The organism is Chitinophaga polysaccharea (genome assembly GCF_007829335.1).
In the GTDB taxonomy this organism is placed as follows: domain Bacteria; phylum Bacteroidota; class Bacteroidia; order Chitinophagales; family Chitinophagaceae; genus Chitinophaga; species Chitinophaga polysaccharea_B.
This window is the reverse complement of the sequence record NZ_VIWO01000002.1, coordinates 498,739-521,749: the sequence shown is the minus strand read 5'-3', so window position 1 is coordinate 521,749 and position 23,011 is coordinate 498,739. Positions and strand designations below refer to the sequence as shown.

Genomic DNA, 23,011 nt, shown 5'->3' with positions numbered 1-23,011 from the left:
TATTGATTATCAGCGCCTTAAAGACAAATACTTTGCCAATGTTTATATTCTGATATATTAAACGGGTTTAACATATAGCAGATAAATTAAAAATCGCGCTGCTTCTTTATAACAAAAAAGCGCTATAAATAGTTGTCATTCATGGTGCAATTTAGCTATATATCGATATTGCCATATAATCGGTAATCCCTATGGCCTTTTTTATTCACATTTCTTGACTTTTAGGCTCAAATAAGGGCCGAAATGGCTATATTTGCCTTTATCTGTTTTGAGCAGAAAAAACTGTAAATCAACACACAAAATGACAGAGCATACGGAAAATCAGCAGGAAGGGAGAATTGTCCAGATAAATATCGAGGAACAAATGAAAACGGCCTACATAGATTATTCTATGTCCGTGATCGTAGGCCGAGCCTTGCCCGATGTGAGAGATGGTTTGAAACCTGTACACCGCCGCGTTTTATTCGGAATGAATGAACTGGGCAACCACAGTAACAAGCCTTACAAGAAATCAGCGCGTGTGGTCGGTGAAGTAATGGGTAAATATCACCCGCATGGTGATGCTTCCATTTACGACACCATTGTACGCCTGGCGCAGCCCTGGAGCATGCGTTATCCCATGGTGGATGGTCAGGGTAACTTCGGTTCGGTAGATGGCGACATGCCCGCAGCGATGCGTTATACGGAAATCCGTTTGCAGAAAATCGCGGAGGCTATGTTAGAAGACATCGACAAGGAAACAGTAGATTTCACCAACAACTTCGACGATACCCTCGAAGAACCTACTGTACTGCCTACCCGCATTCCTAACCTGCTCGTAAACGGCGCCTCCGGTATCGCCGTAGGTATGGCCACCAACATTATGCCCCACAATCTCGGTGAGGTGGTAGACGGCGCCATTGCCTATGTTGACAACAGGGACATCACGATCGATGAACTGGTGAAACATGTAAAGGCACCCGACTTCCCGACAGGGGGTATTATTTACGGTTTTGAAGGCGTAAAACAAGGATTTGAAACCGGTAGAGGCAGGGTAGTGGTAAGAGGTAAAATCACCTCAGAAACAGGCAAAAACGGCCGTGAAAAACTGGTGATCTATGAACTGCCTTACCAGATCAATAAAGCCGTACTTCACCAGAAGATTGCGCAACTGGTAAACGATAAAATCATTGAAGGCATCTCTGACGTAAGGGACGAAAGTGACCGCGAAGGCATGCGCCTGGTAATTGATCTGAAAAGGGAAGCCATTTCCAGCGTGATCATCAACCAGTTATTTAAATATTCTGAACTGCAAACATCTTACGGTATCAATAATGTGGCGCTGGTGAAAGGCCGTCCACGTATTCTGAACCTGAAAGATATGATTGCGGAATTCATCGACTTCCGTCATGAAGTGGTTGTAAGAAGAACCAAGTTCGACTTACGCAAGGCAGAAGAAAAAGCACATATCTTAGCCGGTTACCTGATTGCCCTGGATCACCTGGACCAGGTAATTGCCCTCATCCGCGCTGCTGCTACGCCTGAAATAGCAAAAGACGGACTGATGACTGAATTCGGCTTGTCTGAAATACAATCTAAAGCGATACTGGAACTGCGTTTACAACGTTTAACCGGTATGGAACGCGATAAGATCCGCGCAGAGTACGACGATATCATGAAGCTGATTGCTTACCTGAAAGAAGTACTGGGCGATGAGTCGCTGCGTATGAAGATTATCAAGGAAGAACTGGAAGAGGTAAAGAAGAAATACGGAGACGAGCGTAAAACTGAGATCCAGTACCTGGCCAGCGAAATGAGAATTGAAGATATCATCGCGGAAGAAGATGTCGTGATCACTATCTCTCACCTGGGTTATATTAAACGTACTTCTGCCTACGATTACCGCCAGCAAAAACGTGGTGGCCGGGGCGCCATTGGAGGGAAAACCCGCGACGAGGACTATATTGAGCACCTCTTTGTGGCATCTACCCACCATACCATGCTGTTCTTCACCGAAAAGGGCCGTTGCTACTGGCTGAAGGTCTATGAAATTCCGGATGGAGAAAAGAGCGGAAAAGGCCGTGCGATCCAGAACATGATCCAGCTGCCGGCAGATGATAAGATCCGCGCGATCATCGATATTAAAGACCTGAGCGACAAAGACTTCATCAATAACCATTATATCGTTCTCTGTACCAAAAAAGGTATCATCAAGAAGACGATGGTGGAAGAGTTCTCCCGCCCTCGTCAGAATGGTGTGAACGCCATCACGATAAATGAAGGCGATCAGCTGCTGGAAGCCCGTCTCACTACCGGCGACAGCCAGATTATGATGGCTATCCAGAGCGGACGCGCTATCCGGTTCCCTGAAGCCACCGTACGCGACACGGGTCGTGGCGCCATCGGGGTAAGAGGAATTGAGGTAGATAGCGACAATGATGAAGTGGTTGGTATGGTTTGTGTGAATAAGGACGACGAGCAGAAAACTATCCTGGTGGTTTCTGAAAAAGGGTTCGGAAAGCGTACCAATATTGAAGAATATCGTATTACCAATCGTGGTGGTAAAGGGGTGAAAACCATTAATATCACGGAGAAAACGGGTAACCTGATCGCTATCCTGGATGTAGAAGAAAAACAGGATCTGATGATCACCTGCAAATCCGGTATCACCATCCGCATGGCGGTAGCAGATATCCGCGAAGCGGGCCGCGCTACCCAGGGCGTTCGCCTGATCCGTTTGGACGACAGTGATGAAATCGCCGCTGTAGCACGCCTGGACGAACAGGAAGAAGAGGCCGAAACCGAAGAAGGAGCTGAAGGCACAGAAGGCGCCGATACTTCCACTGCAGCCAACGACAGTAATACTACTGCTGAAAACAACGATGCAGCAGAAAACACCACCAGCGAATCAGCAGAATAGTTAAGATAAAGATACAGGCAACAGCTCTCTAAAGGAGCTGTTGCTTTTTCCTGATAAAAAATAAGGCCAGCTATAGTGGTAACGCCGTGACTGGTTGTATATATTATCAGAGCACCATACTCTTATTGTAATCAGCAACTAAAAAAAACAAAAGCATGAAAAAATTATTGGTATCTCTTCTCTTTTGCACGGCCGGTGTATCGGTAATGGCGCAACGGGCAAAAGTTAGCAGTGCGGATGAGAACCTGAAGAAGCAGGACCTGGAAAAAGCCAAAGCGGACATCGACGCAGCATTGCAGAACGATAAAACCAAAGGCGACGCTAAAACATGGCTCGTAGATGGTAAAATCCTCGAGGCAATGGGTACCAAACAAAAGAACCCAGCCCTGGCTGACGAAGCATTTTCCGCCTTCAAAAAGGCCCTGGAAATAGATCCTAAAATGAAAGAGGCGGTACTGGAAATGAACCAGCCTTTGTTCAATGTATATGCGACCATCGCTAATGCCGGTTATGCTAACCTGAACGAACAGAAATGGGATTCTTCACTGATCCATTTCAAAAAAGCTTTTGAAGTAGCTGATTTCTATAACAGTAAAAACCTGGGTGGCTCTATTCCTACAGATACTGCCCTGACTTTTTATGTTGGATACGCCGCTAATATGGCAGGTAAAAAAGATGATGCTTTCACTTACCTGAAAAAAGCTTCCGACCTGCAATTCAAAGGTGAACCAGCTCTGTATGTGATCCTGGGTCAACTGTATGAAGAAAAAGGCGATCAGGCTAACTGGCTGAAAACCATTGAACAGGCGAAAGTATTGTTCCCTAAGGATAAACGCTTCAACGATATGGAAATGGCGTTCTACAGCAAAACCGGTAAAACTAATGAGTTACTCGGTATGCTGGAAAAGAAAATCGCTGAAAATCCTAATGACGAAGCCGCTGTGCTGGACTATGCTATCCGTGTAGACAACCTGGCTAATCCCCGCGATGACAAAGGTAATGATGCTCCTAAACCAGCTAACTATGAAGAGCTGATGGGTAAAGCAGAAGGAGCTTATAAGAAAGCAATCGAAATGAATCCTGCAGATGCTACTGCTAACTTCCAGTTGGGTGCACTGTACTTTAACCGTGCGGTTGTTTTCAACAAAGAACTGAATGGCCTGGATAGCAAGCAACAGACTTCTGCTAAAGCAAAAGAATTACAAGGTAAAGTGGAAGGTTTAATGAACCAGGCGTTACCTTTCTTTGAAAAGGCTGATGCAGGTTTCACTGCTAAAGCCAGCAGCCTGGAAGCAAGCGACAAACAGACTTACGAAAGCTGCCTGTATGCTTTGCAGAAAATCTACGCCATTAAAAACAACAATGCTAAAGTAGAAGAAGTGAAAAAGAAACTGGACGGATTAGGCCAGAAATAATTCCTTCTTTAGTAGATATCATTGAAAAGAGTCCCGCCGATATTGGCGGGACTCTTTTTTATTCATTACTCTTTACGAGACAAAAAAATCCCGTTGGCCAAAGACCAACGGGACTAATAACTCAAACGCTGTATAGCTTAAATTAACCTTTCTTTTCAGCTGGTTTAGCAGCTTTCTTAGCAGGTTTAGCAGCTTTCTTAGTTGTATCAGCAGCAGGTTTTGCTTCAGCTTTAGCTTCAGTTTTAGCTTTTTCCTTTTTTGCAGGTTTAGCAGCTGGAGCTTGTGCGAAAGAAGCAGCAGAAATGCTCATTACTACTACAGCGGCGATCAGGCTTTTTTTCATGATAATTGTCTTTTAGAATGATTAGATTAAGAATGTTGTTTGTTGATTTGTATAGTAAAAATACATCAGCAACAGCGGCATGATTGATAAGTTTCGGTGAACAGGGAATTACTGTCGTTGAACAGGGAGAAACGTACGTTAATGTATGCAGCGATATATCAAATATAACTACAGAAGGATGTTGATCGCTTCTTGTACAGCCTGTATGCACAGGTGTTTCAGGGTATTAAACTGCCCGGCTACTACTGCTGCATGATAATTATTTTCCTGTACTTTTTCAAGTGGCTCCAGGATAGGATAGAGGTGATCCTCCAGGCCAATAAAGGACACCGTGGTTTTAAGATTGTGTGCGCTGGCGCGGATAGCAGGGATGTCTTCTGCCATCACTGCTTTTTTGAGCAGGGATAATTCTTCCGGTAATTGTGCAATGAACTGTTCCAGCATGTTTTTTTCAAAGCTGGTATTGCCTTTGGATAAATCATGCAGGTAATGCATATTAATCAGCTGATGGGTGCCATTTTCATGCGGTAAATGATTGGTGGCAGGTAATTCGCGGGGAGGAAGTTTCCCGATATATACCTGGATGAGTTTATACAGTTCTTCTTCAATAATGGGTTTTGAAATATATTCGTTCATGCCCATCTGCAAACATTTTTCTCTTTCTCCTGCCATCGCATGGGCCGTCATGGCGATGACCGGGATGGTGGAATGAAGTTCGTTGCGGATGGCCTGTACGGCGCTATAGCCGTCCATTTCCGGCATTTGGATATCCATGAGTACCAGGTCGAAATGTTGCTTGTCTAGTGTCTGTAATACCTCTTTTCCGTTGGTGACAATTTTATATTGCAGTTGCCAGCCAGTCAGCAGGTGGCGCAGCAGGTTCTGATTTAGTTTATTGTCTTCCGCCACGAGTATACGTACATCGGGATGTAAGGGCAATTGATCGTTTTCTGTGAAGTAAGCATTGCCTTCCTCCAGCAGGGAATCAGCCAGCGTATAGGGCAGTTCCACTTTAAATGTGGTGCCTTCTCCAGGTTTGCTTTCCACAGAAATAAAACCATTTTGCAGTTCTATCAGTTGTTTAACGATCGTTAAACCTAAACCAGTACCTCCGAATTTACGGGTGGTAGAGGCTTCCGCCTGGTTGAAGCGATCGAATATAGCGTCGAGTTTGGAAGGGTCTATGCCAATACCTGTGTCACTAACGGTGAACAATATACGAACTGCATTATCTTCTGCCCAGATCTTAGCGGCGTGTACATGTACGCTTCCTTCCTGTGTAAACTTCACGGCATTGCTGGCGAGATTAACCAATACCTGGGTAAGGCGCATGACATCACCGTATAGGATATCAGGTACATTATCGTCAATGGTCACGGAAAGGTGCAGTTGTTTTTCTTCTGCTTTAGGTTTGAACATGGTATTTACGCCATGCAAAACACTGCGTAAACTGAAGGCGCTGGCTTCAATCCGCATCATACCAGATTCTATTTTAGAGATATCCAGGATATCGTTGATGATTTCCAGCAAACTTTGTCCCGCGTTTTCGATGGCGCCTACGTACTCCTTTGATTTATCGGTGAGGGGCTGTGCTTTTAATAAATGGGTGAACCCCAGCACGGCATTCATGGGCGTACGGATTTCATGGCTCATATTGGCCAGGAACTGGTCCTTTACGGCGGCCAGTTTTTTCTCCTGTTGCTGGGAGGCATCCAGGGCTTCAATCAATTGCTCCTGCCGGTGTATACGGCTGGTGATGTACAGGAAGGCCAGCAGGCTGGTGAGACAGGCAAAGAAAACGAGTACGCTTCCCCAGCTTTGTGCTTTCTGCCCGCTGCTGTCGATCAGGTGGGTGGTACGGTTTACTTCCGTTTGCCGGGTGGTATCGAGTTGCCGGATAATGCTGTTGATGGCTTCTCCCAGGCGTTTGCCTTTCTGGTTGTTGATCATTCTTTCAGCAGCCCATTTACCGTTGCTATAGAAAGTATCGAGCACCATCAGGTTAAAGCTATTCTTCTCATCTACCAGGTAATTAAGCTGGGTGAGTAATCTTTCGGTACTATCGTTTTTGATGATTTTATTAATCTCTTTGAGGTCGGCTTTGATAACGGCTATTTCGGCTTCGATGCCGGTAATATGGGTGGTATCCTGGGAAATGACTGCTCCGCGTACTTTACTGTCGGTCCTGGCCATATTGGTTTGCAGCTTCTGTAATTCATTCTTTACATTCAGTTCCTGCAGGAGTTGTTCATTGCCTTTAATCAGTTTACGGATATTATTGGCGGAGTTAAATTGCAGCACAACAAACAATATCATTCCGGTAATGAACAGGCCGAGGAGGTAATATTTGATTCTTTTAGGCTGCATGACAGTTTAGTACATATAAAACGCTGATATAGGATGCCAGTTCATTAAAAGTACTTATTTATTCCAGAGTTCTTTAGAAACTTAGCCTCAGAGCAACATTACTCTGAGGCTAAGTTTCTAAAAAGGGAATAATAAGTTATGCTTATTTTGCTTTTGGTGCAGCTGGTGCAGCAGCTTTTGCATGATGGTGATGCTTGTGCATCTTATGAGATTTAGTCATTTTCTTTTCCTGCTTTTCTTCCTTCTTTTCCTGCTTTGCAGTTTCGTTCTTTTCTTCCTTCATCTCCTTCTTAGCTTTTTCTTTCTTAGGAGCAGGATTAGTTGTTTGAGCAAATACTGATACACTCATAAACAACATAGCTGCAGCGATGATAATACTAAACTTTTTCATGGTTGTATACTTTAATTAGTGATCAATTTGTTTGGCGACCTAAAGATACAAAGGGTTCAAAGGCAGTACTTTAACTTATGGCCCAATGGGCGGCAGCTATCGGTCAAAAAGGGGAAAGTATCGTTGAATCAAAGGAGGTTGAGCTTATTATTCAGGGCAGACCGGTACGCATCTGCTACCGGGATGGCATTCTTCTGAATAATAATGGTACCGTCTTCTATAGACTCGATTTTGTCGAGCGCCACTATATAAGAACGATGCACCCGCATAAATTTCCCCGCTGGCAGCTTTTCTTCCAGCGCTTTCAGGGTAGTATGAATGGCATGAAACTTCTGAGGCGTGTTCAATTTTACATAATCGCCCATGGCCTCCAGGAAGAGAATATCTTCTGTTCGGATTCTCTTTAAAATACCATTGTCCCGTATAAACACAAATTCATTGTCTGATACCTGTAGTTCCCGGTTGTTGCTGTCGATGATTTCCCGGGCTTTTTCGATAGCCTGGATAAAGCGGGCAGGAGGCACCGGTTTGATCAGATAGTCAGCCACATTCAACTCAAACGCTTCTACTGCGTACTCTTTTTTTACCGTGGTAAAGATAATCACCGGACGCTTTTTCCCCAGGTTGCGGGTCAGCTCCAGTCCGCTCATGCCGGGCATCTCAATGTCCAGGAGCAGGAGATCTATCTTTTCTTTTTGCAAAATATTGTAGGCTTCCATGGCGCTGTTACATTCGCCTACAACCTGCAGTTGCTCTACGTGACTGGCCAACTGCCTCATGGCAGTACGCGCCAGCTTATTATCGTCTACTATCAGGCAATTCATGTGGCTAATTTAAGGACAATTCATAATATAATATCATCTCTGTCATAACTATCCGTAAACAATCATCTCTGTTCATTATCTCTTTAGAAATTTTAAATATTTCATATATTTGAAATTATTAATTAATTAAATGATGACATATTTAAGATGGCCGGTTCTTTTAGTGGGATTAATGCTAAGCACAGCGACTTTGGCGCAGATACCCGTTGTTACCATGGGACCGGCCTTCGGAGAGCCTGGAGACGGCTGGGATAAACTCCTTCAACTGAAAAACGGTAACACGGTATACCTTCATTTTGGAAGGAAAGAAGGACTGTTGCTAACCATATATAATGCAAAGCGGGAACCGATTGTCAATGATACGGTACATACCATACAATGGAATGCGGCAGACCTGGAATCGACCGAAATAGACGGGATTTACGAGATCAACGGGCAACCGGTTATTTTCCTGCAACAGCTGGTGAAATATAACCCGGTACTGTATCGCCTGGTGCTGGACGGACAAACCGGCCAGTTGCTGCGGGAAGATAAACTCGGCGAACTACCATCCATACAACATCGCAGCGTATTTGCCGAAGATAATCTCGCCGCTCACGATTGCTATGTAGAAAAGGATCCCGACAGCGATTACTACGCGGTGGCCCTGTTTTCGGGTGCAGCTATCCAGAAAAACGATAGCATTCACGAACGCATTCAGGTGCTGCATTTTTCACCATCGCATGAAATGATCCACCAGGGATGGTTTTATCTGCCCGATACAGCGTATAGCTATTTCAGTTATATAGATATGGCAGTACAGGGTAAGGAAAAAGTATACCTGGCTACCGTTGGTTTTAATGCCAAAAGGAGAGAAGGAGATGCGGCGCCGAAAGTACTCTTTTCCATGCTATCGCCCGACTCGGCTACCTTTGCCCACCGGGTGCTCGACTATACTGCCGGCGCCGGTAATATGACCGGGTATATCCGGACTGCCACCGCGTTATCGCAGGTATACCTCTTATTGAATCATCCGGTGAATGGTATGATGATGAATGTTTTCCAGGCACCCAATGGAAAGCTACGCAAGCATATGGAATGGAAGCTCCCGGAACTCAACCGTAAAGCGCAACAGGAACTGGGCTATAAAGATGACTTTAAAGGAACACCGCAACGGTTATTGTTACACGAAGACGGCAGCAGTACGCTCCTGCTGGAAAACCTGTCGTTTTACAAACAGGGCAATTCACAAATCAGTAAGCTCCATACCAACCTGGGCGATATAGGCATCAGCCGCCTCGATACGGCAGGCCGGGAGCAAAGCGCGGTGGCAGTATCCAAATACCAGGTCATTACCGGTGTATGTGAACCTTTCCAGTTGCAACGCAGGGCTAAGAGTGCATGGATATTCCGCAATAAAATTGCCGCCCTCAATACGAACACGTATCTTTCTTACGACTACATTGCTACACCCGATGCATCTTTTGTGCTGTTTAACGACTACCTGCAATACCTGGATACCGGTGGGCAAGACCGGGTGCGCAAACCACTGAAATTCGCTGTAGACGCTAATTTCATCTGTTGCCGCTTTTATAATGGTAAAATGGAAAGGCTCTTTTTATTTGGCATGCCGGAAGTAACGAAGGGATATGCCTGTATGATGGGCGCTGCGGATTACAACGCCGCTTCCCATACCTATGCTACAGTGGTAATTTCTCGAAAGGGGCTGGAGAAGAAAGCCAATATCGCCTGGATAAGATTTTAATAAAGCTTCAGCTCATTCCCGTCCATCCTTCCGGGATGGCGCCCAGGCGGAATTGATTCACGGCATTGTGCGCCAGCCGCGTAGGCTCGGGCAACCGGTACTTTTGTATACACTGCCGGAGAATGCGAAGGCTATCAGGAACATCGACCAGGTGACCGGGGGAAACAAAGATGGGTTTTACATTGGTCTTACTTCTCAATACATTTCCCAACACCTGGCCCTTTCGATCCGTCAGTAGGCTAACGCTGCCTTTTTCGGGGCCAGGTTCTTCGTACACACCATATAATTTTTTCTTGGCGCTACCGATAGTGGCCTGTTGTGCCAGTACACCAAAATGGCTGGCAATCCCCATGCGACGCGGATGTGCAATGCCGTGTCCATCCACCACCAATATATCTGGTTTTAATGGAAGTTGCTCCCAGGCATCCAACAGGGCAGGGACCTCCCGGAAGGCGAGGAATCCGGGCACATAAGGAAAGTGTACCTCTTTCTTCACCAGGCTATAACCCACCGGTATCAGCGAAGGGAATTTTAGCAACACGATGCCCGCGTATACGGTAGTACTGAATTTATTGAAAGAGATATCGGCGCCCGCGATGTAGTTCAAAGGTCCTTTATAAGGCGCCAGCATTACTTTTTCCTGTAGCTCCCGTTGCAGCAGGGTGGCTTCGGGAACGGTTAATTCATTATAGTCTAGCATATCCGTTTGTTTACAGGTCCATTCAAAAAAGGGTCAGTTGATCTCCGTTTTGCGGTGGTGTGGGTTTCACCGCCTTTCCGAAAACGGTTCTACCACCGTATTGCCAGGAGTTTTGACGTTCCTGTTCAATTAATTTATCGAAGTTCGTGTTGGGTTCGAAATCTTTTTCTATTTGCTGCGATAATACAGACAGCTTCCTGATCGCATCCTTCTTATCTGATTCCCCTATTTTAGCCTTATACAGGGCTTCTTTGAGCGTATGAATTGTTTCATCGTAAATACGTGTAGGCACGGGGAAAGGATGCCCGTCCTTACCTCCATGGGCAAACGAAAATCGGGCCGGGTCTTCAAACCGGGAAGGGGTGCCATGTATCACTTCACTCACCAGGGTGAGCGACTGTAACGTGCGCGGGCCTACGCCTTCCAGCATCAGTAGTGTTTCAAAATTGGCAGGGTTGGTATCATGCGCTAATGCCAGTACGCTGCCCAGCCGTTTCAGGTTCACATTTTCCGCTCTTACATCGTGGTGCACCGGCATGATCAGCTGTTTGATTTCAGGCAGCAGGTGCGCTGGTTTTTCTTTGGTAAGTTGTAAGATGCCTGATTTGGTGCTATCTGCCCGGAGATCCGTGAGATTAAGGATTTGCCCCTGGTTGCGCCCGTAAATAAACGTATGCGGCGCTTCTGTAAAGGACTTAAAGGCCGCTGAGTGCCAATGATAACGCCGGGCCATACTACTGGCGTCATTCATGCCCTGTTGCACTACGGCCCATTCTCCTTCGTCTGATAAGATAAAAGAATGCAGGTACAGCTGAAAGTCGTCCTGTATGGCCGTGTTATCAACCTTGGCAGTGAGCTTACTGCTGTACACCAGCTGATCGCCCGGCAAGCCGGTTTTATCGGCAATGGCAATGAGTTCGGCAGGTGTTTGTTTGCTGTGGCGGCCTTTGCCCCCGCAGATATAGATGCCCAGTTCCGCCGAGCGGGGATTAATGGCTTTTTTCAATGCGCCCATCACACTGGTAGTAATACCGGAAGAATGCCAGTCCATGCCCAGTACGCAGCCCAGTGCCTGGAACCAGCAGGGATCGCTGAGCCTTTTAATCACTTCTCCTTTACCATAATCAGTCACAATGGCCTCTACAATAGCACCGCCTAAAAGGCTCATGCGACGGGCCAGCCAGGGCGGTACCTGGCCGTAGTGTAGTGGCATATCAGCATATGAAGGCATATAAAAAAATTAAGACAGCTGCTATAGGGGATTAGCCTGGATCTGGTACTCGAAGATGTCTTTATGTTGTAGCAAAAATTCATCTAATTGTTCCATTTTGTCACGATGCCCCCGCACTGCGTAGTTCATCTCTATTACATTTTTTTTCCTCACCGTCAACATTTTCTTGTATTTAAGATGAAACGATACTAGCATGGTTTCAATATCGGGATGTGGAGATTTATCTTCATAAAAATAAATCGTGTATACCCGTTTATCGTTGATGTCGGCAATACTCTTTTCCACGTATTCCAGCAATATCAATACCACCAAAGCCCCGGCCAGCGCGGCGGCGGCCAGCCAGTACTGACTCATGCCCACTGCCATTCCCAATGCTGCGGCTATCCAGATAGAGGCGGCAGTTGTAATGCCATCAATAGTAAAGTCACCTTTGAAGATAACGCCGGCACCAATAAATCCAACGCCAGTGAGAATGTTGGAAGCAATACGATCGGGAGAATTGGGAAATCCCATTTCGGCCGACAGGATTGTGAAAACCGTACTGCCAATACAGATCAGCGTCATGGTGCGCATGCCCGCCGCTTTACGTTTGTACTCCCTTTCTATCCCCAGTAGCGAACCCACCAGCAGTGCGATCAATATTTTGAGGAGCTGATCTTCTTCTATGATTTGCAATACATGTTTCATGGGGCAAAAAATATCTTCTTACAAATGTAAGCGTTGGCACAATTCTTTCAATACGAAATGAAAATTAAACCACTCGTGTGTTTGTCGTTTTAGCAGCAGTGTTTTTTCACTATAAATTATGTCCGGATGGAACCATTTTTTTATAAAGCCTGTATTATCATTTGCCTGACCGGAATGCTCAGCATTTTTCTTTTTAGCTGCAGCGGCAGCAAAGAAGCCAGCAGGGAAGCAGATTCAGCTGCGGTGTCTATGCCCCGTGTAGACAGTACCAGTGTAATACCCGTGGATACCATGAAAACAAAGCCTGATACTACACATCATTAATCAAACATTATTAAGGGGAAGTAGCTGGTTAACTCATTTAAATGATTACTTCACCCTTAAACAGTCAATATGATGAAAGTATCAAACATGTTCCTGGCAGCGGGAGTAGCCACTTTAATGTTAGTCGCTTGCGGAAATGGAAAGCACCCAGCCACTGATTCTCTCAACACTTCCACAGATTCAATCGGGATGGGTACGGGAACCGTTACGCCAGCAGATACGGCGCCGGCAGCCCAAACGCCTCCGGGCGCTATCAATCCCGGGGAAGATTCTGCCCGTTATGGTACTGGCGCCGGAGATTCATCCAAAAACAGACCGCGTCGCTAGTATGTCACCCGATGCCTCCGATGTTTATACCTTGTGGGTAAGCAACGGAGGCATCACTATTTTATCGCCTTTTTTGCAATATATTTGGATATCGTTCGTCAACCTCTATACAAAAAGTCTATATCCGAATGCAAAACGACACCACCGCAGCGGCACCGCAGCCGCCTATTAAGCTGGCTTCCCTCAAGAAAACATTCCGACTATTCCGTTATGTAAAGCCTTACTGGCCCCAATTTGCCCTGGGACTCCTGTTTCTCCTGGTTTCCAGCCTGGCTGGCCTGGCACTTCCAAAATTATTAGGCAACCTGGTAGACCCGAAAAGCAGCGAACAATTATTTAAAGGTATGAACCTGGCGGGCGTAATGCTGGTAGCAGTACTCGTAGGGCAGGCTGTGTTTTCATTTTTTCGTATTATACTATTTGTGAATGTGACTGAGAAAACACTGGCTACTCTTCGCCAAACGGTGTACAGTCACCTGATTAAGCTACCAATGAAGTTTTTCCTGGAAAGACGGGTGGGAGAGCTGAGCAGCCGTATATCCTCGGATATATCCCTGCTGCAGGAAACCTTTACTACCACGCTGGCTGAGTTTATCCGGCAGATGATTATCATTATAGGAGGCGTTGTTATACTATTGATTACTTCTCCGGGGCTGACTGCTTTTATGCTGGCCACATTGCCCGCCATGATGGTGGCCGCCGTTTTTTTTGGGAAATTCATCCGCCGTTTCTCCAAACAGGTACAGGAACAGGTAGCCGCTGCAAATACGGTGGTAGAGGAAACCTTACAGGGTATCCTGAATGTAAAAGCCTTTGCCAACGAGTTTTTTGAAATAGCGCGCTATCGCAAACGCACCAACGAAGCGGCCCGCACGGGCATGAAAGGGGGAAAATACAGGGGCGCATTTTCTTCCTTTATTATCCTGGGCATCTTCGGCGCCCTGGTGGCCGTGATCTGGAGAGGTGTTGCCATAGGTATGCCTACCTCCGCACTATTATCTTTCGTATTATACTCCCTGTTCATAGGTGGCTCTGTGGCCGGGTTGGCGGAAGTATATACCAACCTGCAGAAGAGTATCGGCGCCACCGAACATTTGCTGGAAATCTTAGATGAACCGGCAGAAGATCTTTCACCAGTAACGGCTATTGCCCCGGAAAACCAGCTGGATGGGCAGATCAGCTTCCGCGCTATTTCTTTTCATTATCCTTCCCGGCCAGACCTGAGCATCATGAATAATGTTTCCTTTGACGTATATGCCGATCAAAAGGTAGCATTAGTAGGACCCAGCGGCGCTGGTAAAAGCACCATCGTATCCTTACTGTTACGCCTGTACGACCCGGTGGGCGGGCATATTCTGTTTGATGGCAAAGACAGTAAATCATTCCCTTTATCGCAACTACGTTCGCAGATGGCAGTAGTGCCGCAGGATGTTTTTCTTTTCGGCGGCACCATTGCAGAGAACATTGCTTATGGCAAACCGGATGCTACGATCGCTGAAATGGAAGCGGCTGCGCGGCAGGCCAATGCCTGGGAATTCATACAGCGGTTCCCGTTAGGGCTCGACACGGTAGTGGGAGAACGCGGCATACAGCTGTCCGGCGGACAGCGCCAGCGCATTGCTATTGCCCGCGCTGTACTCAAAAATCCCCGTATCCTGATATTAGACGAGGCCACATCTGCCCTGGATTCAGAGTCAGAAAAACTGGTGCAGGATGCCCTGGATAAACTCATGGAAGGCCGTACTTCCCTGGTAATTGCCCACCGTCTTGCCACCGTAAGGCAGGCAGATAAAATTATTGTACTCGATAAAGGACGTATTGTGGAGGAAGGTACGCACGATGAACTAATAGGACTGGATGGGTTGTACAGAACACTGAGTGATATGCAGTTTGCCAGTTAAGCTGCACGTATAAAGTAAAACGGGGCGCCACCGCGGCGCCCCGTTTTACTTTATACGCGATTATAAATACGGTTTCATTTCTTCATCAATATCCTTACGGAGGTCCATCAGCTTTTTGGCATATCCTTCCAGGCTGATTTCATTGGCCGTTTGCGGAATCCATTTGGGTACCGGTACGGTTTTCCCGGTATCGTCTACTGCAGCAAATACCATCACACAGTGGGTCGTCTTTGATTTTTCTTGCTGTCGCGGGTTGCCGGCAAATACATCTATAGAGATATGCATGCTGGTAGTACCGGTGTAGATGATCTTGGCATGGATCTCCACAAGGTCGCCGATAGCAATCGGCTTGAAGAAGCGAATGCCTCCCACATAAACCGTAACGGCGTATTGTCCGCTCCAGTTGGCCGCACAGGTGTAACCTGCCTGGTCAATCCACTTCATAACGGAGCCTCCGTGTACCTTTCCACCGAAATTAACGTCCGATGGTTCGGCCAGAAACCGAAGGGTGATAGTGTGATAAATAGAATCCATAAGAGATGTTTACGATCTACAAAGTACGAATTAATAATTATCACCTCCGTTCATATCCCCGTTGTTATCTTTTGGACGGTTGTTTTTCCGCTTGAATAAATTGGTATCCATCTTGCCAAAACGCCAGGCGGCATTGAGTCGCAGCTCACGGGAAGCACGCTTACGGTAGTTTTCCTGCTCAGAAAATGCCGTACTGGTATAGCTGAGATTACGGTCTGTGTTGAAGATATCGTTAATGCCCAGGGAAATGGACAATGCCTTGTTCTTCAACATGTCTTTTTTGATCGCAGCATCGGCCGACCATTTTGCTTTTCTTTCTCCCTGTGGTAAGATTTGCCTGGACTCATATTCGGCGCTTACCTGTAAGGTGAGGTTCCAGGGCAGTTTGGTATTGCTGTTTAATTTACCAAACCAGGTAAAGCCCTGGTTAGACAGGTTGTTACCGTTGCCCGTAGCATTGATCTTAGTCTGCGCCAGGTTTACGTTGGTGGTAAGGTCCCACGCTTTTGTGAGCTGGCTCCTCAAGGTAAACTCCGCCCCGTAAGAATTGCGGGTGCTGGCATTAATAGGGTACGACAATACCACAGGCTGCGCCTGTCCGTTCAGCGTAAGAGTGGTATCTACGTAAAAATCAGTAATGGCATTATCAGTATTACGATAGTAGAGGGATACCAGGAGATTATGCTGATGATTAAAGTCTTTCAGGTACGACAACTCAAAGGAGTTGGTGAATTCAGGTTTCAGATCCGGGTTACCGGTGCTGGCGCTTTGCCCGCTATAATCGATCGTTGGCAGCAGATCGCGGAACCAGGGGCGGCGAATACGACGGCTGTAGTTCAGTTGCAACTCATGATCGCCTTTGAATTTCTGCGACAGGAAGATGCTGGGGAAGAAGCTTACCGGGTAGCTGATTTTATAAGCCGATTTTTGCCCCAGTCTTGTTTCTCCGTCATAGTTCGATTGCTCTGCCCTCAAGCCAACCTGGTAGCCAAAATTATCTTTGGCGCCGGTATAGCTTACATAGCCCGCATTAATCTGTTCCTGGTAGTGGTAACTATTGGAAAGCGCAGAATCGAGCACAAAATCACCGGAAGGATAATTTTGACCAAAGGTATTCGTGTAGTTGTCAAATTTGCGGGTGTTACTGCGTAATCCCATTTCAAGTTTTGACTTTTCGGTGAGCGGCTTTACATAATCCACCTGTGCGGTGAGATAGATAGTGGTACCTTCGCCGCTGCCATTGCGAAGTTCCGGCTTCCTTGGATCATAGATCGGTTTGCCGGAAAGATCATAATACTGGAGGGAGTAGTTAGAGCCGTTGTCGCCGGTGGCATAGTTATAAGTGAAATCGGCGGTCAGCTCTTCTCCTTCTTTCGCAAAAGTATGTTTAAAGCCCAGCTGGGTAGTATAGTTACGGAACCCATTCAGGGTATTATCGATACCAGTGCCATAGCGAACCCGCTGCTGGTGAACATCTAGCTCATTGACGGTTTGATCGAAATATTTATTGAAGTTACCCCCTGTGATATTTTCAGAAAGGGTAATGGTATTACGATTATCGATAAACCAATCAAACCCGATACGACCGGTTTGGAACTTGCGGTAGAAGTCGCCGCTTTCCAGTTGCTCGGTATAAGTAGTGGTATCAGCGCCTATATTTTTCCGGTACAGGCGACTGTTCATCGGGGATTTGCGGTTACGGAAATTGTAGTTAATAAAGAAATTGAATTTCTCCTGGCGCAGGTTGAAATCGATACCGCCATTAGTGCTGCCCAGCGAGGAGCCGCCGGCATTCACCGATCCGTTGATACCTGCTTTCTTGTTTTTCTTTAATACGATGTTGAGAATGCCGCTCATCCCTTCCGCATCATATTTTGCGGAGGGATTGGTGACCACTTCGATATTCTGAATAGCATCAGCAGGGATCTGGTCGAGCGTCAATGTAGAAGGCCGGCCATCAATGAAGATGGTGGGCGTACCATTTCTTACAGTAACGTTACCATCTATATCTACATTCACCGAAGGGACCTGTTTCAGTACATCGGTGGCTGTACCTCCAATACTGGCTAGGTTCTTTTCCACGTTAAACACCCGTTTATCGATGGCCATAGTAAAGGCCGGCTTTTCACCTACTACATTCACGGCCGCCAGTGATTTTACATTGGGTTTCAATTTAAAGTTACCCACGTCGATACTGTTGGCTTTGGGAGAAAGAACCGCATTTTTATAGATCGTTTCGTATCCTATGAAATTAATCTTTAGGATATATTTATTGAGGGCGATGTTTTCAAAGCGGAAATCTCCATTGGTTTTGGAGAGCATGCCTGTTTGCACAGAAGAGTCGGGACGCAGCAGTGCTACAGATGCGTACTCAATAGGTTTACCAGTCTGAGCATCCAGCAATTTACCATAGATGGTACCGGTGCCGGCCGGTCCGGCTTTTTCACCGGGTTGTTGTGCCATCGTACTAAAGCAACCAAACAATAATAGCCAACCTGTAAATAACGATACAATTTTTCTCATAATAGCTTCCAACAATTTATAGCGGGTGTAAAATTAGTTCTTATGCCTAAAGAATACCTGTTTTTTAGGATGAAAGGTTAGACAGAACCCTTTACAGTCTGCTGTTTCAACATCAGAATTGCACGGAATTCTTTGTAGTGGCAGGTTGTAGAAATACTGTAGAAAAATATCCCAACTGTTAATTAGTGTTAAGCTTCCTGTAAGTGTATGGCGCCCAATGGAAAGCATACGCTAAAATTTGTGGATAAAAAAGCGTTGAATACAAGTTTATCTTTTCCATAGTAACGGAGAGCAACGTATCTTTACAGCCAGCTGTTGCGTTATTTTAATTTTTTTGTATGCATAAGGATTACCGACCGGACTGGGATATTTATACGTGCCATATTGAGGAAAGTCCAGCAGTAATAGGCCTTGACCTTGATCTGAGACGATTTGCACCATTGAAGGAAAAGCCGAATGCCATATATATAACAGTATATCTTAATCATCCACGTGAAGACGGATTCCCGCAGAACGATGAATTTGCCATCATGGGTGAAATAGAAGATCGTTTGGTGGAACAACTGCAAACCAAGTTGGATGCGCACTTTGTTGGCCGTACCTTCTCTAATGGCGTACGTGATTTTTACTTTTATGCCGGTACTACGTTACTGCATGATAAATTCATTGCAGATGCGATGGTCAATTTCCCGGATTACCGCTATGATTACGGGGTGAAGGAAGATAATAACTGGGAATTGTATTTCGATTTTCTCTTCCCTGACGTATATGAATTTCAACGTATACAAAACAGGAAAGTATTGCGTATGCTCCGTCAGCATGGAGACGCGTCGGAAAAAGAACGAACTATTGAACACTGGATACACTTCAGAACGGAAGAGGATAAAAACGTTTACTGGGAGCACATCAAAGAAAATGGTTTTTCCCTGGTAAGAGATGAAAAATTAGATAACCCGGAATTCCCCTTTAAACTCTGTATTGCCCGCACTGATAATACGATAGAAACAACCATCGACAGTGTGGTGATGAGCCTTTGGGAACTGGCTCAACAGGTAAATGCCGAATATGACGGTTGGGAAACGAGCATCATGAAATAACGGTATGCTTTCTGCGTTCTCGGTTTTTTTCAATATACTTGTTACCTACTGCTAATCCTTGAGGAAGTATCTAAAAATATGGCCTACATTAACTGTCATCTGCTGGCTGCTAAGTTTGCATAGCCCTGCATCAGTATATGCCAGCGCCCAGCAGTTTCCGCTTTCCACTGATACTATACCGCACAAAACCGGTGGCGGACTGTTTAAAAAAATAGGAGAGTACCGGGATTCCATGCGTAACAAAGGCTACCGGCAAACGCTCATCAAACGTATTACCCGGCAGGATGAGCCGGTACGCTCCGACGACAACGACAGTACCATCATTAAAAGTGAGGCCTATTTTACGCCCTTCGCCGGTAAGGTGATCCGCAATATTTACTACAGGAAGGTAAAAGTATTCGGTCCAAGTAATATCAACGATACCACCTTCACCTCTTCCATGAAATTGCTCCGCCTGGCTAACCGCCTGCACTACGATTCCAGGGAGTGGGTAATCCGGCAGTCGCTGTTTTTCCGGGAAGACCAGCGGGTAGATCCTTTCGAACTGGCCGACAACGAGCGTTACCTGCGTAACCGCCCCTTTATCCAGGATGCCCGTATCTATGTGAAAAGTACGGCTGGCGACTCTATCGACGTAGAAGTTGTTACCAAAGACCTGTTTGAATATGGCGCCGATCTTACCCAGTTCAGTGCCACCGATGTTCGGGCCAGTGTGTCTAACAACGACCTCTTTGGCGCGGGGCAAGGCGTTAAGTTTGGTATGCAATGGCGATCGGATTACTCGCCTACCTGGAATACAGAAGTACGCTATACCAAGTACAATATGTTCGGCTCTTTCGTCGATATGAGCCTGGGATATACAACGCTGAATAACTATGCACAGCTGGATACCAATGCCTACGAAGGAGCTGTATTTATTAATTTCAACCGCCCCTTGTACCGGAATTCGGCTAAGTTGGTAGGAGGATTAAATATATCTAAGAACTGGTCTATCAACATACACGGTTCATTAGCTGACCTGGGGGATAGCCTCTACCGGGATTATAACTACACCGTGATTGACGGCTGGATTGGTTATAACCTGATTAACAACTATAAACACGACGGCTCCATAGGACGTAAGCCCAACCTGGCACTGCTGGCGCGGCACTATAACCTTTCATTCCAGCGTAAGCCTGACCAGGCCAGGTATAAAGACGACCCGGTGTATAATAATCACCGCTTTTATTTACTACAGCTGGAAACTTACCGGGTCGACTATTTCAAAGCACACTACTTCTTTGGTTTTGGCCGTACAGAGGATATTCCCCTGGGCTATAACCTGAGTGCCACCAGTGGATGGGAGAGCTGGAAAGGCCGGAGAAGGATGTATACAGGTCTGGAAGCGCAGAAATTCTGGATTACCCGCCACCAGGGACTTTTAAATACCTCCGTTGGGTTCAGTACTTTTTGGCTGCGGGGCTCCATCGAAGACGCTATTTTCCATGCCAGGGTGGAATATTACAGCCGTCTGCTCACCTTCCGTAAGTCCCGGTTCCGCCAGTTCGTTACGGCTGATTACCTGGAAAGCCCTAATCCCTTTTTTAATAAGCCGCTCAACGTTAACATGGAGAATGGTATCTGGGGATATAAGAATACGAAGCTCAACGGCTTTCAACGTTTGAATGTCAGTTCGGAAACAGTATATTATAGTCCGTTGAAGTTATTGGGTTTCAAATTCAACTTCTTTACTACCCTGCAGGCATCCATGATCAACAACAATAACGACGACCTGCTGCAAAATCCCATTTACCTGGGTATTGGTGGTGGATTCAGGATACGTAATGAAAACCTGGCGCTGAATACGATAAAAGTTTCAGGATATTATTATCCCAATGCACCGCCGCCGATGAAAAAGGCCATGCTGGAGATTACCACCATTGTTGATTTCCGGTTTGATGTATCTGCCCTGAAGGTGCCTAACATATTGAGCTTCCGCTAACAGGTTCTTGAAATACATGAAGACTGCCCAATAGTTTCTACCTTTACATGACCGGGAAAGTGAAAACTCCTCCCGGGGATGCCATTAGTGCGTTCAACAAACCTTATTGTCATGGAATGGAAAAACGAATTAACCCGGTTACTGGGGATCACTTACCCCCTGATACAAGCGCCCATGTTGGGGATTACTACTCCTGCTATGGTAGCTGCTATCAGCAATAGCGGCGGCCTGGGCTCGCTGCCCATAGGAGGATTATCACCAGAGAAGGTAATTGCCCTGATCCGGGAAGTAAAGTCGCTAACGGCCAATCCCTTTGCCGTGAATATGTTTACTTATGAGCCAGAGCTGGCCCCCGACCGTTCCACGTTCGATGGCATGCAGGCACTAATACACGAGTTATACCAGGCGGCCGGCTTTACACCGGCAGCCGTCAAATATGAAGATTTGCAGGTGCATTCCTGGAGGGAACAACTGCCGGTACTGATCGCTGCGGGCATTCCATCCGTGAGTTTCACATTCGGTATGCCGGATGCCGACGGATTTGCTTTAATGAAAGCCCATCGTATGCATATCATGGGAACCGCCACCAGCGTGGCGGAAGCAGTGGCGCTGAAAGCTGCGGGGGCAGATATCATTGTGGCACAGGGGATAGAAGCCGGCGGGCACCGGGGATCTTTCCTGCCCGGAGCCTTATCGCAAACGGGCACCATGGCACTGGTACCTCAAATTGCAGATCGTGTACACATGCCCGTTATCGCAGCGGGGGGCATTATGGATGCGAGGGGAATAGCCGCTGCAAGAATGCTGGGAGCTGCCGGCGTACAAATGGGCAGCGCTTTTCTCCGCTGTCATGAAAGCCTGGCTACTCCTGCACAGAAAGCTGTGTTGGGCCAGATAACGGATACAGACACCCAGCTTACCAGGGCCATTTCCGGGCGTTGGGCGAGGGGCGTACGTAATAAACTGATCACCGAACTGGAAGCAGCCGGGGAGGCATTTTGTTCTTATCCTTTCCAGGATATGTTAACCCAGCCTGCACGCAAAGTGGCGAGGGAGGCAGATAATCCGCAATGGATCAATATCTGGGCGGGGCAGGCAGCCGGTAAAGCACAGGCATGGAGCGCCGCAGATATCTTTGCTGAACTGGTACGGGAAACCGCCCTGCTGTTTCCTAATAATAAATTCGCTTAAACAACCCCGGGTAGTCCTGTACAATATCCTGGTGATCGAAAGGAATATGGGCACTGAAATCAGTGACAATATTTTCATAGAGATATTCATGGCGGCCCAGCCGGGTATAGCGTTGCTGTACTTTCTGCAACTCAAAGGCGGGCAGGCTGATATACAGCATATCTAACACTTTACTTTCTCCCTCTTCAAAAGACTCCCGTTTTATAGGCAATGTATTGGTAAAAGGAGTCAGCGATATGTCGATATCTATACAGTGATCGAAGGCTGCAATGTGGTTATTGTCTTTGTCGAACCAATGCCCATGCAGGTCAGAGGTGAGTTTGAGCTCTGTATAGTGGATGCCTTCCTGGCGGATATGAAAAGAAGATACCCGCCAGTCGGCCGTAATTTCTATGGCATAATGAACGGAAAATGGTTGCTGTTCATATACGCCGTTAATCCTGCCGTTGGCCAGCATTCCCTGTGCATGATCCTGCAGGGTACAATATTCGGTAGCAGGCCATTTCAGCGCTTGCCATATAATGGGTTGCAT

The 23,011-nt window shown here is 46.4% G+C and carries 19 protein-coding genes; 9 read left to right on the top strand and 10 right to left on the bottom strand.

Annotated elements, in window-relative coordinates; genetic code table 11:
* Nucleotides 1-301: 301 nt before the first annotated feature.
* Together gyrA and FHW36_RS10020 are read left to right on the top strand one after the other, a co-directional pair.
* Nucleotides 302-2,899: a DNA gyrase subunit A gene (gene gyrA / locus FHW36_RS10025; protein WP_145666468.1), complete on the top strand. Its 2,598-nt coding sequence runs from the start codon at nt 302-304 to the stop codon at nt 2,897-2,899.
* 155 nt (nt 2,900-3,054) lie between these two features.
* Nucleotides 3,055-4,314, top strand: coding sequence for a tetratricopeptide repeat protein (locus tag FHW36_RS10020; RefSeq protein WP_145666465.1), 1,260 nt, complete (start codon nt 3,055-3,057; stop codon nt 4,312-4,314).
* Between the two features lie 142 nt (nt 4,315-4,456).
* On the opposite strand, the gene FHW36_RS30475 is transcribed toward FHW36_RS10020, so the two are convergent.
* The 4 genes from FHW36_RS30475 to FHW36_RS10000 form a co-directional block, all read right to left on the bottom strand.
* Nucleotides 4,457-4,657, bottom strand: a complete 201-nt coding sequence (locus FHW36_RS30475; RefSeq protein ID WP_186452374.1) for a hypothetical protein — start codon at nt 4,655-4,657, stop codon at nt 4,457-4,459.
* Between the two features lie 168 nt (nt 4,658-4,825).
* On the bottom strand, nt 4,826-7,024 hold the full coding sequence (locus tag FHW36_RS10010) for a hybrid sensor histidine kinase/response regulator (protein WP_145666462.1): 2,199 nt from the start codon (nt 7,022-7,024) through the stop codon (nt 4,826-4,828).
* A 142-nt stretch (nt 7,025-7,166) separates the two neighbouring features.
* Nucleotides 7,167-7,415, bottom strand: a complete 249-nt coding sequence (locus FHW36_RS10005) for a hypothetical protein (RefSeq protein ID WP_145666460.1) — start codon at nt 7,413-7,415, stop codon at nt 7,167-7,169.
* Nucleotides 7,416-7,543: 128 nt separating this feature from the next.
* Nucleotides 7,544-8,239 carry a LytR/AlgR family response regulator transcription factor gene (locus tag FHW36_RS10000; protein ID WP_145666457.1) on the bottom strand — a complete coding sequence of 232 codons (696 nt, stop codon included), beginning with the start codon at nt 8,237-8,239 and terminating at the stop codon, nt 7,544-7,546.
* A gap of 190 nt (nt 8,240-8,429) precedes the next feature.
* Here FHW36_RS10000 and FHW36_RS09995 point away from each other — a divergent pair, with 190 nt between their 5' ends.
* A complete protein-coding gene (locus FHW36_RS09995; RefSeq protein WP_145666454.1) occupies nt 8,430-9,983 on the top strand; it encodes a hypothetical protein in 1,554 nt (517 codons plus the stop codon).
* A gap of 7 nt (nt 9,984-9,990) precedes the next feature.
* On the opposite strand, the gene nfi is transcribed toward FHW36_RS09995, so the two are convergent.
* The 3 genes from nfi to FHW36_RS09980 are packed head-to-tail and all read right to left on the bottom strand — an operon-like array spanning nt 9,991 to nt 12,601.
* Nucleotides 9,991-10,683 carry a deoxyribonuclease V gene (gene nfi, locus FHW36_RS09990; protein WP_145666451.1) on the bottom strand — a complete coding sequence of 231 codons (693 nt, stop codon included), beginning with the start codon at nt 10,681-10,683 and terminating at the stop codon, nt 9,991-9,993.
* Between the two features lie 22 nt (nt 10,684-10,705).
* Entirely contained in the window at nt 10,706-11,914 is a 1,209-nt protein-coding gene (locus tag FHW36_RS09985) for a DUF763 domain-containing protein (RefSeq protein ID WP_145666448.1), read from the bottom strand.
* A gap of 21 nt (nt 11,915-11,935) precedes the next feature.
* Nucleotides 11,936-12,601: an MgtC/SapB family protein gene (locus FHW36_RS09980; RefSeq protein ID WP_145666445.1), complete on the bottom strand. Its 666-nt coding sequence runs from the start codon at nt 12,599-12,601 to the stop codon at nt 11,936-11,938.
* Between the two features lie 126 nt (nt 12,602-12,727).
* On the opposite strand from FHW36_RS09980, the gene FHW36_RS09975 reads away from it, so the two are divergent.
* From FHW36_RS09975 to FHW36_RS09965, 3 genes are all read left to right on the top strand, one after another.
* The gene (locus FHW36_RS09975) at nt 12,728-12,925 is read left to right on the top strand and encodes a hypothetical protein (protein ID WP_145666442.1); all 198 of its coding nucleotides are present in this window, start codon (nt 12,728-12,730) and stop codon (nt 12,923-12,925) included.
* 69 nt (nt 12,926-12,994) lie between these two features.
* Nucleotides 12,995-13,252 (top strand): hypothetical protein, encoded by a 258-nt coding sequence (locus FHW36_RS09970; RefSeq protein ID WP_145666439.1) that lies wholly within the window; start codon nt 12,995-12,997, stop codon nt 13,250-13,252.
* 128 nt (nt 13,253-13,380) lie between these two features.
* The gene (locus FHW36_RS09965; RefSeq protein WP_145666436.1) at nt 13,381-15,153 is read left to right on the top strand and encodes an ABC transporter ATP-binding protein; all 1,773 of its coding nucleotides are present in this window, start codon (nt 13,381-13,383) and stop codon (nt 15,151-15,153) included.
* A 60-nt stretch (nt 15,154-15,213) separates the two neighbouring features.
* Here FHW36_RS09965 and FHW36_RS09960 read toward each other — a convergent pair whose 3' ends face one another.
* Together FHW36_RS09960 and FHW36_RS09955 are read right to left on the bottom strand one after the other, a co-directional pair.
* Nucleotides 15,214-15,687 carry an acyl-CoA thioesterase gene (locus FHW36_RS09960; protein ID WP_145666433.1) on the bottom strand — a complete coding sequence of 158 codons (474 nt, stop codon included), beginning with the start codon at nt 15,685-15,687 and terminating at the stop codon, nt 15,214-15,216.
* Between the two features lie 30 nt (nt 15,688-15,717).
* The gene (locus tag FHW36_RS09955; protein ID WP_145666430.1) at nt 15,718-18,210 is read right to left on the bottom strand and encodes an outer membrane beta-barrel family protein; all 2,493 of its coding nucleotides are present in this window, start codon (nt 18,208-18,210) and stop codon (nt 15,718-15,720) included.
* A 338-nt stretch (nt 18,211-18,548) separates the two neighbouring features.
* On the opposite strand from FHW36_RS09955, the gene FHW36_RS09950 reads away from it, so the two are divergent.
* From FHW36_RS09950 to FHW36_RS09940, 3 genes are all read left to right on the top strand, one after another.
* A complete protein-coding gene (locus FHW36_RS09950; protein ID WP_145666427.1) occupies nt 18,549-19,307 on the top strand; it encodes a DUF695 domain-containing protein in 759 nt (252 codons plus the stop codon).
* A gap of 58 nt (nt 19,308-19,365) precedes the next feature.
* Nucleotides 19,366-21,288, top strand: a complete 1,923-nt coding sequence (locus tag FHW36_RS09945) for a BamA/TamA family outer membrane protein (protein WP_145666423.1) — start codon at nt 19,366-19,368, stop codon at nt 21,286-21,288.
* 111 nt (nt 21,289-21,399) lie between these two features.
* Entirely contained in the window at nt 21,400-22,479 is a 1,080-nt protein-coding gene (locus tag FHW36_RS09940) for an NAD(P)H-dependent flavin oxidoreductase (RefSeq protein WP_145666420.1), read from the top strand.
* Here the strand turns inward: FHW36_RS09940 and FHW36_RS09935 are convergent.
* Complete coding sequence (locus FHW36_RS09935; protein ID WP_145666417.1) at nt 22,460-23,011, bottom strand: putative glycolipid-binding domain-containing protein; 552 nt, start codon at nt 23,009-23,011, stop codon at nt 22,460-22,462. The genes FHW36_RS09940 and FHW36_RS09935 overlap by 20 nt on opposite strands.

Excerpts from the sequence above, each read along its gene's own strand:
- FHW36_RS09940 (WP_145666420.1), top strand. The coding sequence starts at position 21,400 with ATGGAATGGAAAAACGAATTAACCCGGTTACTGGGGATCACTTACCCC.
- FHW36_RS10005 (WP_145666460.1), bottom strand. The coding sequence starts at position 7,415 with ATGAAAAAGTTTAGTATTATCATCGCTGCAGCTATGTTGTTTATGAGT.
- FHW36_RS09955 (WP_145666430.1), bottom strand. The coding sequence starts at position 18,210 with ATGAGAAAAATTGTATCGTTATTTACAGGTTGGCTATTATTGTTTGGT.
- FHW36_RS10000 (WP_145666457.1), bottom strand. The coding sequence starts at position 8,239 with ATGAATTGCCTGATAGTAGACGATAATAAGCTGGCGCGTACTGCCATG.
- FHW36_RS09975 (WP_145666442.1), top strand. The coding sequence starts at position 12,728 with ATGGAACCATTTTTTTATAAAGCCTGTATTATCATTTGCCTGACCGGA.
- FHW36_RS09965 (WP_145666436.1), top strand. The coding sequence starts at position 13,381 with ATGCAAAACGACACCACCGCAGCGGCACCGCAGCCGCCTATTAAGCTG.
- gyrA (WP_145666468.1), top strand. The coding sequence starts at position 302 with ATGACAGAGCATACGGAAAATCAGCAGGAAGGGAGAATTGTCCAGATA.
- FHW36_RS10010 (WP_145666462.1), bottom strand. The coding sequence starts at position 7,024 with ATGCAGCCTAAAAGAATCAAATATTACCTCCTCGGCCTGTTCATTACC.
- FHW36_RS09935 (WP_145666417.1), bottom strand. The coding sequence starts at position 23,011 with ATGCAACCCATTATATGGCAAGCGCTGAAATGGCCTGCTACCGAATAT.
- FHW36_RS09980 (WP_145666445.1), bottom strand. The coding sequence starts at position 12,601 with ATGAAACATGTATTGCAAATCATAGAAGAAGATCAGCTCCTCAAAATA.
- FHW36_RS10020 (WP_145666465.1), top strand. The coding sequence starts at position 3,055 with ATGAAAAAATTATTGGTATCTCTTCTCTTTTGCACGGCCGGTGTATCG.
- FHW36_RS09970 (WP_145666439.1), top strand. The coding sequence starts at position 12,995 with ATGATGAAAGTATCAAACATGTTCCTGGCAGCGGGAGTAGCCACTTTA.
- FHW36_RS09960 (WP_145666433.1), bottom strand. The coding sequence starts at position 15,687 with ATGGATTCTATTTATCACACTATCACCCTTCGGTTTCTGGCCGAACCA.
- FHW36_RS30475 (WP_186452374.1), bottom strand. The coding sequence starts at position 4,657 with ATGAAAAAAAGCCTGATCGCCGCTGTAGTAGTAATGAGCATTTCTGCT.
- nfi (WP_145666451.1), bottom strand. The coding sequence starts at position 10,683 with ATGCTAGACTATAATGAATTAACCGTTCCCGAAGCCACCCTGCTGCAA.
- FHW36_RS09985 (WP_145666448.1), bottom strand. The coding sequence starts at position 11,914 with ATGCCTTCATATGCTGATATGCCACTACACTACGGCCAGGTACCGCCC.
- FHW36_RS09950 (WP_145666427.1), top strand. The coding sequence starts at position 18,549 with ATGCATAAGGATTACCGACCGGACTGGGATATTTATACGTGCCATATT.